The sequence below is a fragment of the Nitrincola salilacus genome (assembly GCF_046271865.1).
Taxonomy (GTDB): domain Bacteria; phylum Pseudomonadota; class Gammaproteobacteria; order Pseudomonadales; family Balneatricaceae; genus Nitrincola; species Nitrincola salilacus.
In genome coordinates, this window is the sequence record NZ_CP176580.1 from 1,876,554 (window position 1) to 1,894,684 (window position 18,131).

General features: G+C 50.8%; 14 protein-coding genes. 12 read left to right on the top strand and 2 right to left on the bottom strand.

What is annotated here, in order from left to right:
• Together secD and ACK3CJ_RS08905 are read right to left on the bottom strand one after the other, a co-directional pair.
• Nucleotides 1-2,310, bottom strand: coding sequence for a protein translocase subunit SecD (secD, locus tag ACK3CJ_RS08900; protein ID WP_409526062.1), 2,310 nt, complete (start codon nucleotides 2,308-2,310; stop codon nucleotides 1-3).
• A 96-nt stretch (nucleotides 2,311-2,406) separates the two neighbouring features.
• On the bottom strand, nucleotides 2,407-2,832 hold the full coding sequence (locus ACK3CJ_RS08905; protein WP_409526063.1) for a hypothetical protein: 426 nt from the start codon (nucleotides 2,830-2,832) through the stop codon (nucleotides 2,407-2,409).
• A gap of 226 nt (nucleotides 2,833-3,058) precedes the next feature.
• On the opposite strand from ACK3CJ_RS08905, the gene ACK3CJ_RS08910 reads away from it, so the two are divergent.
• The 12 genes from ACK3CJ_RS08910 (at nucleotide 3,059) to sthA (ending at nucleotide 18,120) form a co-directional block, all read left to right on the top strand.
• Nucleotides 3,059-4,909, top strand: a complete 1,851-nt coding sequence (locus tag ACK3CJ_RS08910; RefSeq protein WP_409526064.1) for a PAS domain S-box protein — start codon at nucleotides 3,059-3,061, stop codon at nucleotides 4,907-4,909.
• Nucleotides 4,906-5,289, top strand: a complete 384-nt coding sequence (locus ACK3CJ_RS08915) for a response regulator (protein WP_409526065.1) — start codon at nucleotides 4,906-4,908, stop codon at nucleotides 5,287-5,289. The genes ACK3CJ_RS08910 and ACK3CJ_RS08915 overlap by 4 nt, the downstream gene beginning before the upstream one ends.
• A 2-nt stretch (nucleotides 5,290-5,291) precedes the next feature.
• Nucleotides 5,292-8,471, top strand: coding sequence for an EAL domain-containing protein (locus tag ACK3CJ_RS08920; protein WP_409526066.1), 3,180 nt, complete (start codon nucleotides 5,292-5,294; stop codon nucleotides 8,469-8,471).
• A 205-nt stretch (nucleotides 8,472-8,676) separates the two neighbouring features.
• Nucleotides 8,677-10,056 (top strand): glyceraldehyde-3-phosphate dehydrogenase, encoded by a 1,380-nt coding sequence (locus ACK3CJ_RS08925; RefSeq protein WP_409526571.1) that lies wholly within the window; start codon nucleotides 8,677-8,679, stop codon nucleotides 10,054-10,056.
• A gap of 271 nt (nucleotides 10,057-10,327) precedes the next feature.
• Nucleotides 10,328-11,668: a Na(+)-translocating NADH-quinone reductase subunit A gene (locus ACK3CJ_RS08930; protein WP_409526067.1), complete on the top strand. Its 1,341-nt coding sequence runs from the start codon at nucleotides 10,328-10,330 to the stop codon at nucleotides 11,666-11,668.
• A gap of 11 nt (nucleotides 11,669-11,679) precedes the next feature.
• Entirely contained in the window at nucleotides 11,680-12,888 is a 1,209-nt protein-coding gene (locus ACK3CJ_RS08935; RefSeq protein ID WP_409526068.1) for an NADH:ubiquinone reductase (Na(+)-transporting) subunit B, read from the top strand.
• Entirely contained in the window at nucleotides 12,878-13,663 is a 786-nt protein-coding gene (locus ACK3CJ_RS08940; protein ID WP_409526069.1) for a Na(+)-translocating NADH-quinone reductase subunit C, read from the top strand. The genes ACK3CJ_RS08935 and ACK3CJ_RS08940 overlap by 11 nt, the downstream gene beginning before the upstream one ends.
• Nucleotides 13,664-13,665: 2 nt before the next feature.
• Nucleotides 13,666-14,331 (top strand): NADH:ubiquinone reductase (Na(+)-transporting) subunit D, encoded by a 666-nt coding sequence (locus ACK3CJ_RS08945; protein WP_409526070.1) that lies wholly within the window; start codon nucleotides 13,666-13,668, stop codon nucleotides 14,329-14,331.
• Between the two features lie 3 nt (nucleotides 14,332-14,334).
• A complete protein-coding gene (gene nqrE, locus ACK3CJ_RS08950) occupies nucleotides 14,335-14,943 on the top strand; it encodes an NADH:ubiquinone reductase (Na(+)-transporting) subunit E (RefSeq protein ID WP_409526071.1) in 609 nt (202 codons plus the stop codon).
• Between the two features lie 38 nt (nucleotides 14,944-14,981).
• Nucleotides 14,982-16,208 carry an NADH:ubiquinone reductase (Na(+)-transporting) subunit F gene (gene nqrF, locus ACK3CJ_RS08955; protein WP_409526072.1) on the top strand — a complete coding sequence of 409 codons (1,227 nt, stop codon included), beginning with the start codon at nucleotides 14,982-14,984 and terminating at the stop codon, nucleotides 16,206-16,208.
• A 165-nt stretch (nucleotides 16,209-16,373) separates the two neighbouring features.
• Nucleotides 16,374-16,619, top strand: coding sequence for a (Na+)-NQR maturation NqrM (gene nqrM, locus ACK3CJ_RS08960; protein ID WP_409526073.1), 246 nt, complete (start codon nucleotides 16,374-16,376; stop codon nucleotides 16,617-16,619).
• A 100-nt stretch (nucleotides 16,620-16,719) separates the two neighbouring features.
• Nucleotides 16,720-18,120 (top strand): Si-specific NAD(P)(+) transhydrogenase, encoded by a 1,401-nt coding sequence (gene sthA / locus ACK3CJ_RS08965; protein ID WP_409526074.1) that lies wholly within the window; start codon nucleotides 16,720-16,722, stop codon nucleotides 18,118-18,120.
• Nucleotides 18,121-18,131 lie beyond the last annotated feature (11 nt).

The window sequence follows — 18,131 nt, forward strand, 5'->3', positions numbered from 1 at the left end:
TCAGGCGGCAGCCTGAGTCTGACTCCAGCCTTTTCTGATGGCCCTCTCGTGCAGCCTCTGAAGAATCGGGGCGGCAATGAAAAGGGATGAGCTGGTGCCGGCGACTATCCCGAACAGCATCGGTAGTGCAAAGCTGGCCACTGCATCACCTCCGGCGATGCCCATGGGCAAAATAGCCAGAAAGGTGGTCACTGATGTAAACAGAGTGCGTGTCAGGGTCGAGGTCAGGCTCTGATTTATCAACTCTTTGAACGGCATATCGGGGGCCAGACGATGGTTCTCCCGAACGCGATCAAAAATGACCACTTTGTCATTCACTGAATAACCGATCAGTGCTAACAGCGCCGCAATCGCGGTGAGATTGAACTCGATGCCAGCCAGTACAAAGAAGCCCAGTGTCTTGCTCAGATCAAGCGCCAGGGTTGCCATGATCGCTGTGGCAAAGTGGTGCTCAAATCTGAACCAGAGATAGCCCAGCATTCCCACTCCCGCAAGCAGGACAGCCAGCATGCTGGTTTCAAAGAACTGGTTGCTGACACTGGGCCCCACCATCTCAACTCGCGGAAACGCTGCTTCTGGGGCAATGTCCAACACGGCCTTCTTAACTGTTTGAATGCTGGTTGATGGGGCTGTGTTGGCGTGAGAGTCGGTGGATGGTTGCAGTAGCGGCAGGCGAACCAGATACTGCCCCTCATCGCCAAAAGATTGCACGGCAGCATCGCCAGCAACGCTCATGGATACGGCTTGGCGGATCTGCTCAGCATTCACGGTTTCGCTGGTATGAATCTCCACCAGTGTTCCACCCTGAAAATCGATTCCTGTATTCAGACCCGGATTAGCCAGCAGGGCAATCGAGCCCAGTGATAGCAGGATTGAGAGCCCGATGCCGAAGGAGCGTACCTTCATGAATGCCAGCGTTCTCGTCTGTCTGAGCTTATCAAACAGACTCAGTCCGCCCGGATTCAAGGGTTGACGGCCCAGTTTGCGAACGCGCCATTCCATTATCAAACGCGTGACGGTGATGGAGGTGAACATTGATACCGCCAGCCCGACTGCCATGGTGACGGCAAAGCCGCGCACGGGGCCGGCACCGAACATAAACAGCAAACCCACTGCAATTAATGTGGTGATGTTGGAGTCAAGAATTGTGCTGAATGCACGCTGGAAGCCAAGGTGCAGGGCATACATGCCGCTGACCCCTCGTTTGCTCTCCTCTCTGATGCGTTCGTTGATCAGAATATTGGCATCGACAGCCATACCCAGGCTGAGGATCAGTCCCGCTATACCCGGAAGTGTCAGGGTTGCACCCAGCGCAGCGAGACTGGCGATCACCAGTGACAGGTAAACCAATAGCGAAAAGTTGGCTATCAGGCCCCAGGTGCCGTAGGCGAGCAGCATGAATCCGAGCACCAGCAGGGCGCCCAGAATACCTGTGCTGATGCCCATATCGATGGCTGCCTGACCCAGCTCAGGCCCTACCGTGCGTTCTTCAACCACACTTAAGGGTGCGGGCAGCGAGCCTGCTCTCATCAACAAGGCAAGATCGCCTGCCTCGCGAGCCGTGAAGTTGCCACTTATCTGGCCTGAGCCACCACCGATTGTTGTGCGTATGACAGGCGCGGTGATCACGGTTTCATCTAAAACGATCGCAAATGCACGACCAATATTGTCACGGGTGATGGTTGAAAAGGTCTCGGCACCGTGGCTATTCAACCGGAAGTTAACGACAGGCTCCTGGTTGTTGGCATCGAACGCCAGGCGGGCATCACTGAGATCGCCGCCTTCGAGCAAAGATGTTTGTTCCAGATTATAGACTTCGCCCGGCAGACTACCCGGCACCTGAATCAGGGAGCCGGGTTCATTGCCTGACTGTGCCACCAGATGAAATGTCAGCCGAGCGGTTCTGCCCAGTAGATCCTTGATGCGTGCGGGATCCTCCACCCCAGGGAGCTGAACCAAAATGCCATCTGCACCCTGTCGGGTGACCAGTGGTTCAACCACCCCGGTTTCATCCATGCGTCTGCGGACCACTTCCAGCGTTCGATTTACTACATCTTCCTTGAAGGCTTCAAGCTGCATCGAGCTCTCGCCAAGCTGGCGTGTGCGTTCGCTGAGCAGTTCATCGGTTTCGACCCTCAACAGCAGATGTGAACCGCCGCGAAGATCAAGCCCTAACGTCAGCTTATGTTCGGAGTACCAGTCGGGTGTTTCATGTAGCAGTGTGGATGGCAGCAGGCTAGGCAATGCCGAAAGAATGCCAAAAACGACAATGGCGATACACGCCAGTGCCTTCAGTCGATAGTGACGCATCATATATCCTCTGTTAAGTCAGCGAGCAAAGCTCATGACTTAACATGTTCATCGAAATTAATAGATGTAACGGTTTCAGCCGAAGCTGACACAAGATCAGATGAACAGAGGAGGGGCGCGGGCAACCAGAGTCGACAGAAATACGCTGTTTCGTCTGTCTGGCGAATATGTTGATGTCAACGGACCAGTAGTGGGGAGGTGCGGTTGACGCAGTGGATGGATCAGAGTCAGGTAGTCGTAGAGATCCTCGACAGGGTCAGTGAGATCTCTGTCCCGATCAGCCTGATCGGTTCTGGCTGACAGGAAGGTTTCCTGTAGCAATACAGGAGCGAGATTTTGCTGAAATTGAGCGCTGACAGGGCTATTTTGTGCAGACGACTTTACCTGTTGTAACCCAAAATGCTGCCCGGCCAGCAAGGCGAACATCAGGAAAAAAGCGAACAGGAGTCCGGCACTCTGGCGTGCGTTAGAGAGGTGGTATTGAATCGCGCTCTTGAACGCGCGGATGTCAGATGTTCGCATGAGGCCAGTTATATCTGAGATGTTGGTCAACTTTTTATACCAATAAACGCTAATTTATAGCTTTCCATATCAATTGTCACTCGGAATGCGGGAGCGCCATGAATTATATTCTGCAGAGGATTTTTTGCGGCACGCATCGCTAACTGGTTGGGTGTTTGTTTTTCACCATCGTCTATACTTATACGTTGTTGTAGTTTCTGCCTGACATACGAAAAGGACATTTCGCATGCCGAATGACATATACAAGCAGTTAGTGGAGGGAACGCCCGATGCCTTGATTGCCACTTCTCCAACAGGTGAAGTGCTGCACTGGAATCAAGGTGCGGAAACTACCTTTGGCTATACGAGCGCTGAGGCTATCGGGCGTTCGCTTTTTGACCTGATAGTACCGCCTTATCTGATTGAAGAAGAGCAGTCGATTCAGTGCGAGGCCCAAAAAACAGATGTCGCGACCTATGAATCCTTCCGACAGCGCAAGGATGGCTCGCTTGTGTATATCAATATTTCCATGAGAGCGGTACGCGATGCACAGGGACAGGTGGAGTACTTTGTCACCAATAAGAAAGATGTCACACATCTCAAGACGCAACGTGATTCAAAGCTGCTTGAGGCGCGATATCGTGATCTGTTGGAGTCGACCCCGGATGCGATAGTCATGGTCAATATCACCGGTCGCATTGTGCTGGCCAATGGTCAGGCCGAACAGGTGTTCGGCTGGCAGCGCTCTGAGCTATTGGGCAAGCCTATAGAGGTGTTGTTACCGCAACGCTACAGCACGCTGCATGTGGGGCATCGTTCAAGATACTTCTCCCAGCCGCGTACACGCTCCATGGGCGCCAGTCTGGAGCTCTACGGGGTACGCAAGAGTGGTGATGAGTTCCCGGTGGAGATCAGCTTAAGCCCTCTGAAAACGGAGGAGGGGACGCTGGTGATGAGCGCCATTCGCGACATAACCGAGCGTAAAAAGGCAGAAACAAAATTCAAAGACCTGCTTGAATCAGCCCCTGACGCGATGGTCATTGTCAATCGTCAGGGGGATATCGTGCTGGTGAACTCTCAATCGGAAACGCTGTTTGGTTATGCACGAGACGAGTTGTTGAATCGGAAAGTCGAGATATTGTTGCCGGAGCGCTACCACGACAAGCATCCGACACATCGTAATGCATTTTTTTCAGAACCTCGTGTGCGTCCGATGGGTGTAGGGCTGGAGCTGTATGGGAGGCATAAGAATGGCACTGAGTTTCCGATAGAGATAAGCCTCAGCCCCCTTGATACGGAAGAGGGGATGTTGGTTTCGAGTGCAATCCGGGATATTACTGAACGCAAGCTGGTCGAGCGCGAGCTGCAGGAGAAGAACATTGAGCTGGAGAAGGCGAATAATGCCAAGGATAACTTTCTGTCCACAATGAGTCATGAACTGAGAACGCCGCTGAATGCCATTATAGGATTCACCGGTACGTTACTGATGAGGTTGCCCGGCCCGCTGACTGAAGATCAGGATAAACAGTTATTGACGGTTCAAAGTAGTGCCAGGCATCTGTTGTCCCTGATTAATGATCTACTGGATCTGGCAAAAATCGGTGCCGGAAAAATAGAACTCAATGTTGAACCTCTGAATTGTCGCGAGATTGTCGAAGAGGTGGTATCAACTTTTCAGCCTGCAGCCACGGGTAAAGGTTTGGAGTTGATACTGCAATGGACGGATGAACCACTGTTTGTGCTGGCGGATCGCAGGGCATTCAGCCAGATAGTACTTAACCTGACCAGTAATGCCATTAAGTTCACCGACAGCGGAACTGTTTGCATCAAGGGGGAACGCGAGACTATTGATGGCAAGCGCGTCATAGCGATCAAGGTGATGGATACGGGTATCGGGATCCGGCAGGAGGACCAGACAAAGCTGTTCACCGCTTTCACGCGGGTTGATGTGACCACAAAAAAACGACAGGAAGGCACTGGCTTAGGATTACATCTGAGCCAGAGGCTTGCCGAACTGCTACGTGGCAGGATCTCTTGCCAGAGCGCATACGGTGAGGGCAGTACCTTCACGTTGCAGCTCAGGGAGGTCTGTGAATGAGTGGGCGTATTCTGGTTATAGAAGACAATCAGGCGAATCTGGAGTTGATGGTGTATCTGCTGGAAGCTTTCGGCTATGAAGTGCTGACGGCTCAGGATGGTGGTGAGGGGCTGGAAAGAGCGGTAAGCCATCGTCCAGATTTGATCATCTGTGATATTCAGATGCCGGTGATGGATGGATACGAGGTGGTACGCAAGCTTAAAAGTGATCCCGCTCTTTCGCATATCCCGGTGATGGCAGTGACCGCGTTTGCGATGGTAGGAGACAGGCAGAAGGTGATGGAGGCAGGATTTGATGATTACTTTACAAAACCGATAGATCCGAAGGAGTTTCTGAAACAGGTCGAGGCATCTATGCCATCGAGAACTTCAGGACGCTGATCATGGCAACTATATTGATAGTCGATGATCAAGCGGTTAACAGAGAGTTTCTGGTAACGTTGCTGGGTTACCAGGGTTATCGTTTGCTGGAGGCTGCTGATGGCCTTGAAGCGCTGGTAATCGTACGCGAAGAGCGGCCCGATCTCGTTGTTGCGGATATCCTGATGCCGACAATGGATGGCTATGAATTTGTCAAACGTGTTCGCTCAGATCCTGATATCGAAGATACGCGCGTCATTTTCTATACTGCTGTGTATCATGAGCAGGAGGCACTTCATCTAGCCAGAAGCTGTGGTGTCTCTGATGTTTTGACTAAGCCCTCTGAGCCGGACGTTATTCTCGATACGGTCGAACGTGTACTGCAAGAGGTGATCAGTATGCCTGCCCCAATCAGAAGGGAGGAGTTGGATCAGCAGCACCTGCGCTTGATGACAGATAAGCTGACCCTTCTGACAGATGATCTGGGGCTCGCAAATCAGCGCTACGCGGCCTTAATCGATATCAGCTTGCAGCTCGCATCTGAGCGTAATCCACGGCAATTGCTTGATAGTCTGTGTCATATCGCACGCAGGCTGATCGGAGCCAGATATGCTGTTCTTGCGGTGAACAGTCGGGAGGATGAAGATACCGTTTATTTTACAACCAGCGGGATCAACCCCGGAGCAGTCGCCGATATGGCGCAGCCGGACGAGGGGCCGGATCTGCTGAGCAAGGTGGTGGCTGAACGTAAGCCAGTACGCCTGACAAATCCTGGTGGAGATCCGTTGGCTCTGGGCTTACCTGAGAGTCATCCACCCGTATACTCACTGCTGGCTGCTCCCATTATCTCTCTGGTGCATGCGTATGGCTGGATATGCCTCAGTGAACGTCTTGGCGCCGAGGCGTTTAACGAAGAGGATGAGCATCTGCTGAGCATCCTGTCAGCCCAGGCCGGAAGAATCTACGAAAATGGCAGCCTGTATTCACGCCTTCTGGAACATGAGGAGCGCTTCAGGCAACTGGCGGAAAATGTCAATGATGTGTTCTGGCTGGTATCAGTGGATACAGGCAAAGACATCTATGTCAGTCCTGCTTATGAGCAGATCTGGGGGCGCTCAAAGCAGGATCTTGGGATGTATCACGAGTCCTGGCTGGAAGCGGTGCATCCGGATGATCGCTCGAAGATACCCGCTTTGCTGCCCGATACGACGGCATATGATCTGGAATACCGCATATGTCGACCTGACGGCAGCGTACGCTGGATACATGATCGGGGTTTCCCGGTGCGCAACCCTGACGGTAAGGTTTATCGGTTTGCCGGAATAGCCAAGGATATCAGTAAGCGGAAAGCGGATGAGGAAAAGATCGCTCGCCTGACACGCATCTATGCGGTACTGAGCCAGATTAACTCAGTCATCGTCAGAGTACATGACCGCCAGGCGCTGTTTGATGAAGCTTGCCGGATTGTGGTGGAACATGGACGCTTTGGTATGGCGTGGATAGGTCTTCTTGAGCAGGAGAGTAAAAAAGTAACACCGATAACCTTTGCGGGGGTGGCTGAGGATATTGACTACCTGAAGCATCGTGCCCGTTCCACTAGTGCGGATCTACCAGAGGGGCAGGGTACAGTAGGGCGGGCGATCAGGGAGTTGAAGCCGGCCTATTGCAATGATATCGAGACACGACCAGATATCGGCTCATCCCGTCATAAAGCACTGCAGCGCGGGTATCACTCGGTTATCTCCCTGCCGCTTCTGACCCACGACAGGGCAGTGGGTGTTTTTGTGCTGTATGTGAAAGAGCCCAATTTTTTTGATGAAGTGGAGCTGAAGCTGCTGACAGAGTTGGCCAACGATATCTCTTTTGCATTGGAATATATCGACAAAGCCGAGCGGGCAAACTATCTGGCGTACTATGACGTGCTGACTGGTCTGTCTAATCGGGCGATGTTTCATGAGCGCCTCAACCAGTTTGTTCAAGGGGCGGAGCATGACAGGAGCAAGCTGGGCGTCCTGATGCTTGATCTCGATCGTTTCAAGACCATCAACGATACTCTGGGGCGTCAGGTCGGGGACTCTCTAATCAGACAAATGGCGCAGCGCTTGAAAAACTGTGTTGATGAGCCGGTACAGCTTGCGCGTATCGGTGCTGATCAGTTTGGCATGGTGGTGCCCGATATCAGGCATGCTGGTGAGGTAGCCAGGCTGGCGGCGGGTCGGTTAAGGGAGGTGCTTGAAAAGCCCTATGTCCTGAATGGTGAGGAGTTGCGAGTCTCTACCAAGATCGGTATCGCCCTGTACCCGGATGACGGTCAGGATGCAGAAGCTTTATTTCGCAATGCCGAGCTGGCTGTCAAGAAAGCAAAGCATTCAGGGGAACGGTATCTGTTTTTCGATCGCTTCATGTCCGAGCAGGTCGCCGAAAATCTGGTGTTGGAAAATAGACTGCGTCTGGCAGTGGAGAATAATGAATTTGTTCTCTATTACCAGCCCAAGGTGAATCTGAAAACGGGTGGCATCAGTGGTATAGAGGCGTTGATACGTTGGCAAAGCCCAGAGTTGGGGTTGGTGGCACCGTTGCAGTTTATCCCTTTGCTGGAAGAGACCGGAATAATTCTGGAGGTCGGGACCTGGGTGTTGCAGAAAGCTGTATCTGATCTGAGTGCTTGGCAGGCAGAGGGTGTCGCTGTGCCACGCATTGCTGTGAATGTATCTGCTTTTCAGCTAAGGCAACCAGACTTCGTGCAGCATGTGAAACAGGCTCTACAGGGATTTGATGGAGAGGTGATGCTTGATATTGAGCTTACCGAGAGTATGGTCATCAGTAATATTGAAGATAGTATTGCTAAGTTGCGGGCTGTCAAAGCGCTAGGGTTGGAGGTTGCCATTGATGATTTTGGTACGGGGTATTCCTCACTGAGCTACATTGCACGTTTGCCGATCGATACGCTTAAGATTGATCGCTCTTTTATCGTCAAGATGGTGGAGCATTCGGACGATTTGATGATTGTATCCACCATCATTACCATGGCACACAACATGAAGCTGAAAGTGGTGGCGGAAGGGGTTGATATGCCGGAGCAGGTCGGTATTCTGAAACAGATGGGTTGCGATGAAATGCAGGGTTATCTGTTCAGCAAACCTGTACCTGCAGACGAGATGTTAAAGCTTCTGCAAAAGTCCGAACTGTTTAAAATACCCTGAGCCTCCTGCATGCTGGTGGTCGTCAGGCATCACGAAAAGGATTTTTTTCGCATATATCCCAAAGTATACAGACTGTGATTTGCTACCGGGCGGTTAAAAAGTGATAATACCGCACGCAAATTGAGCCATCACAATTTCGGAGTATCCCGTGAGCCAAGACCTGATATTTGCCGATTGGAAAGCGAGAGAGTCCATTGCTGAAGCGATGGTCCCACTGGTTGGGCATCTGTATCGCGATCGCAACGTAGAAATCTCTATTTTTGGGCGTCTGATCGTCAAGCGTTCAGTTATCGATATCCTGAAGGCACACCGTTACGTGCGTCAGGTTGAAGGAGAAGAGTTGTCAGTTATCGACACCTTCCCCGTGCTGGAAGCTGTCAACGATCTGGATGTGCACAATGCGCACATCGATATCGGAAAGCTGGCGGTGAGCTTTCGTAAAGAAACCGGTGGGCGCTCACTGCAGGATTTTGTAGAAGAAGAGCTTGCTGATGCAGTAGGTCCGGCTGATGATCGTCAGCCCACGGATGTCGTGCTCTATGGTTTTGGTCGCATCGGTCGTTTGTTGACGCGTCTGCTGATAGATCGCGCAGGTGTTGGACATACAATGCGTCTGCGTGCAGTTGTCGTGCGTAAAGGTAAGGCCGATAACGATCTTGAAAAGCGTGCCAGTCTGTTGCGTCGTGACTCTGTTCATGGCTCTTTCAAGGGTACAATTCAGGTGGATGAGGTCAATCAGGCGATCGTAGCCAACGGCGTCATGATCAAGGTGATCTTTGCCGACTCTCCTGAAGAGATCGATTACACTGAATATGGCATCAACGATGCGCTGATTATCGATAACACCGGTATGTGGCGCGATCATGATGGCCTGTCGCGTCATCTGAAGTGCAAGGGCGCTTCACGTGCACTGCTGACTGCACCCGGCAAGGGTATGAAAAATATCGTCATGGGTGTCAATCACACAGATATCACCGATGAAGATCGTGTTCTGTCGGCGGCATCATGCACCACTAATGCGATTGTTCCAGTCTTGAAAGCAGTGAATGATCGTTATGGCGTCGTCAATGGGCATGTCGAAACTGTTCACTCCTATACGAATGACCAGAACCTGATCGATAATTACCACAAGGGTAGTCGTCGTGGGCGTGCTGCTGCACTGAACATGGTTATTACTGAAACAGGTGCTGCAAAAGCGGTATCCAAAGCGCTGCCTGAATTGGAAGGTAAGTTGACAGGTAACGCAATTCGTGTCCCGACTCCTAACGTATCCATGGCTATTTTGAACCTGAACCTGGAAAGCGTTGTTGAAAAAGAGGAGCTGAACAACTACCTGCGTGAGATCGCGCTCTATTCTGATCTACAGAAGCAGGTAGATTTCAGCAACTCGCCAGAAGCGGTGTCATCTGACTTTGTTGGATCACGCGCTGCAGGTGTTGTCGATGCTCTGGCAACCATCGCTGAAGACAAGCGCTGTGTGCTTTATGTCTGGTACGACAATGAATTCGGTTACAGCTGTCAGGTGGTGCGTATGGCTCAGCATATGTCGAACTGCACACTCAGAGCCTTCCCGAAAAAGCATTAATTGATCTGATGTTTTGAGAAGAGAAGAAAGGGTCGCATTTGCGGCCCTTTTTTTTTGTTCAACCTGTGTGCAGACATGATTGAATGCGTCGTTTTCGGATACTTCGGTAGAAAAACTACATCCATATCAGGTACAATAGCGCAGTTTTTTGGTGGGATTTTGTAAAACTGGCCGCAAGAGATGTCTGTGCTGTTCCTGAAGGGGTGATGGGCTGCTACTTGCCGGAAAGTAAACAGAATTCTGAACATTTTTGGGTAATTGGGTGAGGCAGATGATCAAGATCAATAAGGGTCTGGATCTACCTATCACCGGCGAACCGGAGCAGCGCATATCAGATGCGGCTAAAGTGCGTTCGGTTGCCGTGGTGGGCTATGATTATGTTGGTCTCAAGCCAACAATGGCGGTCAAGGTTGGTGACCGGGTCAAACTCGGCCAGAAAATCTTCTCCGATAAGAAAAATGAAGGTGTCATCTACACAGCCCCTGGTGGTGGTGTAGTCAGCGAGATCAATCGCGGTGAGCGCCGAGTACTTCAGTCCGTGGTCATCGAGTTGGATGAGCAGGAAGAAGCTGTTGAGTTCCAGCGATATGATGTTGCGCAGCTCTCAACACTGACGCGTGAACAGATTGAAGAAAACCTGGTTCAATCCGGTCTCTGGACAGCTCTTAGAACACGTCCTTTCAGTAAGGTTCCTCAGCCGGGCAGCGTTCCGCATTCCATATTCGTTACAGCCATGGATACCAATCCACTCGCGGCAGATCCGCAGGTAGTCATTGCCGAACAGGCTGAAGCGTTCAAGCAAGGTCTTGGTCTGCTGACAAAGCTGACTGACGGTAAGGTCTTTCTCTGTAAAGCACCTGGTGCCTCTATTCCTTCGATCGATGGTATTTCCAGCGAAGAGTTTGATGGGCCTCATCCAGCGGGTAACCCCAGCACACATATACACTTCCTTGACCCTGTTTCTCAGACGAAAACAGTCTGGCAGATTGGCTACCAGGATGTTATCGCTTTCGCCAAACTGTTTACTGAAGGTAAGTTGCCTGTCGATCGCGTGGTCGCACTGGCAGGTCCTCAGGTCGAGAAGCCTCAGCTTCTGCGCACGCGTATTGGTGCCAACCTGAGTGAGCTGACAGTTGGCATGCTGCGTACCGGTAAAAACAGAATCATCAGTGGTTCGGTCTGGAATGGTCTGACAGCCAATGGTCCTCTGGGCTATCTGGGACGTTATGCCAGTCAGATCAGTGTATTGCTGGAAGGTGATCAGCGTGAATTTCTGGGCTGGATCGTGCCTGGCAAGGAGAAATTCTCCGTGCTGAATATGTTCCTGTCCACTTTCAACGCCGGCAAACGTTTCAGCTTTACAACCACGACCAATGGCTCTGAACGAGCAATGGTACCGGTTGGCCAGTTTGAAGATCTGATGCCACTTGATATTCTGCCGACCCAGTTGCTGCGTGCACTGGCTACCGGTGACATAGTCGCAGCGATGCAGCTGGGCTGTCTTGAGCTGGATGAAGAGGATCTCGCACTGTGCACGTTTGCCTGCACGGGCAAGTACGAGTACGGTCCCATTCTCCGCGACAACCTGACACGCATTGAGAAAGAGGCGTAAGAGAGGCTGGCATGAGTTTAAGAACCGTTCTGGACAAAATTGAGCCGCACTTTCATAAGGGTGGCAAATACGAAAAATGGTATGCCCTCTTCGAAGCGGTAGATACTATTTTCTACACGCCGGCTAGTGTCACTCGCGCTGGCGCACATGTGCGCGATGGTGTTGACCTCAAGCGTATGATGATCCTGGTCTGGCTATGTACTTTCCCTGCTATCTTTATGGGTCTGTATAATGTCGGTCTGCAGGCGAACCTCGCGATGGCTGATATGGACATCGCTGCAGCGCCGGGCTGGCGCGGAACCATTATCTCCGCACTGAGCAGCTACAATCCCGGTAGTATCTGGGATAACCTGATTTATGGGGCTGTTTACTGGTTGCCAATCTACTTCGTCACTTTCGTGGTGGGTGGTTTCTGGGAAGTGCTGTTTGCAATGAAGCGTGGCCATGAAGTCAACGAAGGTTTCTTTGTAACTTCTGTACTATTTGCGTTGATTCTGCCCCCTGATATCCCTCTGTGGCAGGTTGCGCTGGGTATCTCTTTCGGTGTCGTGATCGGAAAAGAGGTGTTTGGTGGTACTGGTAAGAACTTCCTGAACCCAGCGTTGACCGGGCGTGCTTTCCTGTTCTTTGCCTATCCCGCTCAAATGTCGGGTGACTCCATCTGGACTGCTGTTGATGGATTCTCCGGGGCCACACCCTTGGGTTTAGCGGCTGCAGGTGGTGTTGAGGCAATTTTGGCTGCCAATGTTACCTGGTTCGACGCCTTCGTCGGTACGATTCAGGGTTCGGTGGGTGAGGTTTCGACTCTCGCACTGATCATCGGTGGCGGTATCATCATGTTTGCCAAGATCGCGGCATGGCGTATTGTCGCCGGTGTCATGGTAGGCATGATTGCAACAACCCTTCTGTTCAACATGATTGGTTCTGAAACCAACCCGCTGTTTGGGATGCCTTTCTGGTGGCATTTCGTATTGGGTGGCTTCGCGTTCGGCATGTTCTTCATGGCAACGGATCCGGTATCTGCGTCCATGACCAACACCGGTAAGTGGGTTTTTGGTGCTTTGATCGGTGTCATGGTCATCCTGATCAGAGTGGTCAATCCGGCATTCCCAGAGGGGATGATGCTGGCTATCCTGTTTGCCAACCTGTTTGCGCCTTTGATTGACAACTTTGTTGTTCAGGCGAACATCAAACGGAGGATGATGCGCAATGTCGTCTAATAACGATACAATTCAGAAAACGATCATCGTTTCTCTGCTGCTATGTGTGATTTGTTCAGTGCTCGTGTCCACAGCAGCGGTTATGCTGAAACCGCTTCAACTGGCAAATATTGAGCAGGACATGAAGTCCAATATACTGTCAGCAGCAGGTCTCAGTGACCCGAATCGCACAGTCAATGAGCTGTTTGAGCAAATTACTGTTCGTATTATTGACCTGGAAACAGGTCTTTACACCGACGAAGTTAATGCTGATACATATGACTTCCGAAAAGCAGCACGTGATCCAGCACTGTCAGAAAACCTCGGTCGGCGGGATGATATTGCCTCAATAAAACGTAAGCCTCGGTTTATGCCTGTATATTTGCAGCATGATGCAGATGGCAATATTGAGAAGCTGATTCTACCTGTCTATGCTTATGGACTCTGGTCAACCATGTATGGTTTTCTGGCGCTTGAAGGCGATCTGAATACTGTTGCGGGTATTGGATTCTATGAGCATGCAGAGACTCCAGGTTTGGGCGGGGAAATCGATAATCCATCCTGGCAGGCCACATGGCCTGGCAAGAAAGTCTATCCTGGCGACGAGGCTGAGCAACCAGCGCTTGGTGTCATTAAAGGAAGCGTTGATACCGGCAGCCCGCGTGCACAACATCAGATTGATGGTTTGGCAGGCGCCACACTTACCAGTAACGGTGTCAGTAATATGATCAAGTTCTGGTTGGGCGACGCTGGCTATGCAAGATTTATTGCCAACCTGCATGCAGGGGAGGTGTGAAGATGTCTACTTCATCAACTAAAGAAATTCTGATTTCGCCGATTTTCAAGAACAACCCGATTGCTTTGCAGATCTTGGGTGTCTGTTCTGCTTTGGCGGTTACCACCAATATGAATACTGCGCTGGTGATGGTGTTGGCGGTAATGGCTGTGACAGGATGCTCCAACCTGTTCATCTCTATTATTCGCAATCATATTCCAAGCAATATTCGTATTATCGTGCAGATGACCATTATTGCATCTCTCGTAATAGTGGTGGATCAGGTCCTCAAAGCAGTTGCTTACGATATTTCTAAGCAGCTGTCTGTCTTTGTCGGTCTGATTATTACCAACTGCATCGTGCTGGGACGTGCTGAAGCTTTCGCGATGAAAAACCCGCCATTACCGAGCTTTTTTGACGGTCTGGGTAATGGACTGGGTTATGGTCTGGTACTGGTCTTCGTTGCTTTTTTCCGCGAGCTCTTTGGAGCAGGCACGTTGTTTGGTATCGAGATTCTGCCGTTGGTAACAAATGGTGGGTGGTATCAAAGTAACGGCCTGATGCTGTTGCCTCCTAGTGCGTTCTTCCTGATAGGTTTCCTTATCTGGATCATTCGCAGCTGGAAACCAGATCAGGTTGAAAAACCCGATTTCGTCATTGCCCCTAATAGTCGAAAGGAGGCTGTGTAAGTTATGGAACAATATATCAGCTTGGCTGTACGGGCGATCTTTGTTGAAAACATGGCGTTGGCTTTCTTCCTCGGGATGTGCACCTTCCTGGCGATTTCAAAGAAAGTTCAGACTGCAATTGGCCTGGGTATTGCCGTTATCGTTGTGCTTGTTATCACAACACCGATCAACAACCTGATTTTCAACTATCTGCTGCGTGAAGGCGCGCTCAGCTGGGCGGGTTATCCGGATGTGGATCTTAGTTTCCTCGGTTACATTTCATACATCGGCGTTATCGCGGCGATGGTACAGATTCTTGAAATGTTCCTGGATCGCTTCGTACCAGCACTTTACAACGCGTTGGGTGTGTTTCTGCCATTGATCACAGTCAACTGCGCCATTCTGGGTGCGGCGCTGTTCATGGTGGAGCGTGATTACACCTTCCCTGAGAGTGTTGTGTACGGCCTGGGTGCGGGTCTTGGCTGGGCGCTGGCAATTGCTGCGCTGGCTGGTATCCGCGAAAAGCTCAAGTACAGCGATGTACCTGAGGGGCTGCGTGGTCTTGGCATCACCTTCATTATTGTAGGACTGATGTCGCTAGGCTTTATGTCGTTCTCCGGCGTACAGCTTTAATCCCTTGGGTATGAATAGCAGAAGGGTGGAATAAGCCGATGAATGCAGAAATAGTGTTGGGCGTTGTCATGTTTACCGCCATGGTGCTTGCGCTGGTAGCGGTAATCCTGGCGGCTCGTTCCAAAATGGTCAGCTCAGGGAACGTGACCATTGAAATCAATGAAGATCCTGAAAAATCGATTACCGTTCCTGCGGGCAGCAAACTGCTGCAGTCGCTGGCCGATAAAGGTGTGTTCCTCGCGTCAGCTTGTGGTGGCGGTGGTACCTGTGCACAGTGCAAATGCATCGTGATGGAAGGCGGCGGTTCCATGTTGCCGACTGAAGAGTCCCATTTCTCTTTGCGTGAAGCAAAGGAAGGGTGGCGCTTGTCATGTCAGGTAGCCGTCAAGCAGGATATGAAAATCGAAGTTGAAGATGATGTCTTCGGCGTGAAGAAATGGACATGTACTGTCGACTCGAATCCGAATGTGGCGACTTTCATCAAGGAACTGACTCTGCGTCTGCCTGAGGGTGAAAACGTCGACTTTCGTGCTGGTGGTTATGTGCAGCTGGAATGCCCGCCTCACACGGTCAATTACAAGGATTTCGAGATTCAGGAAGAGTATCGTGGTGATTGGGATAAGTTCGATATGTGGCGCTTTGTTTCCAAAGTGTCAGAGCCCACTATCCGTGCTTACTCCATGGCTAACTATCCGGAAGAAAAAGGTGTAGTTAAGTTTAACATCCGTATCGCATCGCCTCCACCGGGAACAGACCATCCACCGGGTATCATGTCATCTTACGTGTTCAACCTGAAAGAAGGTGACAAGATTGATGTTTACGGTCCGTTTGGTGAATTCTTTGCCAAGGATACCGACAACGAGATGGTGTTTGTTGGTGGTGGTGCCGGTATGGCACCAATGCGCTCACACATTTTTGACCAGCTGATGCGTTTGGGCTCGAAGCGTAAAATTACCTTCTGGTATGGTGCCCGTTCACTGCGCGAAGCTTTCTATGTGGAAGAGTTCGACAAGCTGGCTGAAGAAAATGAGAACTTCACCTGGCATCTGGCGTTGTCTGATCCACTGCCGGAAGATAACTGGACTGGTTACACCGGATTTATCCATAACGTACTGTACGAAAACTATCTGAAGGATCATGAAGCGCCTGAAGACTGTGAGTACTACATGTGTGGGCCGCCAATGATGAACGCCGCGGTAATCAAACTACTGAATGATCTCGGTGTGGAGCCGGATAACATCCTGCTCGACGACTTCGGTGGCTGATGCCATGATGGATATTTTGCAGTAAACGGAAATGGCCAGTAGCTAATGCTACTGGCCGTTTTTCTATTGTATTCGGGTCATTCGAATACAATTTTGAACTGTAGCTGCCAGATCTTTTCTGATAGATAACAAGTCATTTTTTCACTAACAGTTAGGAGGCTATTTATGGAAGTCATGTTTCTGACTTTTCTCGTCCTGACATTTCTAGTTGTGGCCATGTCTGTCGGTGTGCTGATGGGGCGTAAGCCGATAGCTGGCTCCTGTGGTGGTATGAGCGCTCTGGGAATGGATACTGCCTGTGATATCTGTCATGGCGATAAGGATGTCTGTGATGAAGAGCAGGAAAAGAACAAATCCATGCGAAATGATGCCAGTGAAGAGCTGGCATATGAGGCTAAGGCCAAAAGGTAATTGTATTTTTGGCTCAAGGGCTTAGAGTTTACTGTTGAGCTGGCGCAAGACCGGGGTCAAGTCTGTCTGCATTTTATTATATGATCTGAAGGGGAAAAGAATGGCTGAATATGACTACGATGTCATTGTGATAGGTTCTGGGCCTGCTGGAGAGGGCGCAGCACTGAATGCGGCAAAGAACGGCCGCAGAGTGGCTGTAATCGAAGAGCAGGATACCGTTGGCGGTAACTGTACGCACAAAGGTACTATCCCATCCAAGGCGCTGCGCCATTCAGTCAAGCAGATCATAGAATTCAACACTAACCCCATGTTCAGGGATATCGGCGAACCGCGTTGGTTCTCCTTCCCAAAGGTATTACGCCGTGCCGAAAAGGTCATCTCTAATCAGGTGATGCTGCGTACCAATTTTTATGCGCGCAACCGTATTGATGTTTTTTTTGGTCGGGCAACTTTTGTAGAGCAGGGCGTTGTTCAGGTTAAGAGCACCAAGGGCGAACCTGAGCACCTGCGTGGTAAAAATGTGATCATCGCAACGGGGTCAAGCCCCTGGTGCCCGGATGATATTGATTTCAAACATCCTCGTATCTACAACTCTGATTCTATTCTGAAACTGAACCACACTCCACGTACCATGGTGATCTACGGTGCCGGTGTAATCGGCTGCGAATATGCATCCATTTTCAGTGGCCTGGGTGTAAAAGTTGATCTTATCGATAACCGTGATCGCCTGCTCTCCTTCCTTGATGTCGAGATCTCTGATTCTCTGAGCTACCATCTGCGCAACAATGCCGTCAAAATTCGTCACAATGAAGAATATGCATCTGTCGTAGGGGATGACAAAGGTGTGACGATGGAGCTCAAGTCGGGTAAGCGTATCCGTGCGGATGCTTTTCTGTGGTGCGCCGGGCGTTCGGGAAATACTAAAGGTCTTGGGCTGGAAAGTATCGGTTTGGCGGCCAATAGTCGTGGACAGTTGGAGGTGGATGATCACTACCGTACCAGTGCAGAGGGTGTTTATGCCGTTGGTGACGTGATTGGTTGGCCAAGCCTGGCTTCAGCAGCGTTGGATCAGGGCAGGGCTGCGTCGTCAGATCTGCTCAGTGGTGATGACTTCCGTTATATCAACGAAGTGCCGACCGGTATCTATACCATTCCTGAGATCAGCTCTGTCGGTAAAACTGAAGAAGAGCTAACCGAAGAGTGCGTCCCTTATGAAGTGGGTCAGGCGTTCTTCAAGGATACGGCGCGCGCGCAGATATCTGGCGAACCGGTAGGTATGCTGAAGCTTCTGTTCCATCGTGATACCTTTGAAATTCTCGGTATTCACTGTTTTGGTGATCAGGCCTCAGAGATCATACATATCGGTCAGGCGATTATGCGTCAGGAAGGCGCGGCCAATACCATCAAGTATTTCGTCAACACGACCTTCAACTACCCAACCATGGCCGAAGCCTATCGAGTGGCTGCCATAGCTGGCTTGAACCGCGTAGTTAATCTGTAAGGATCATACAG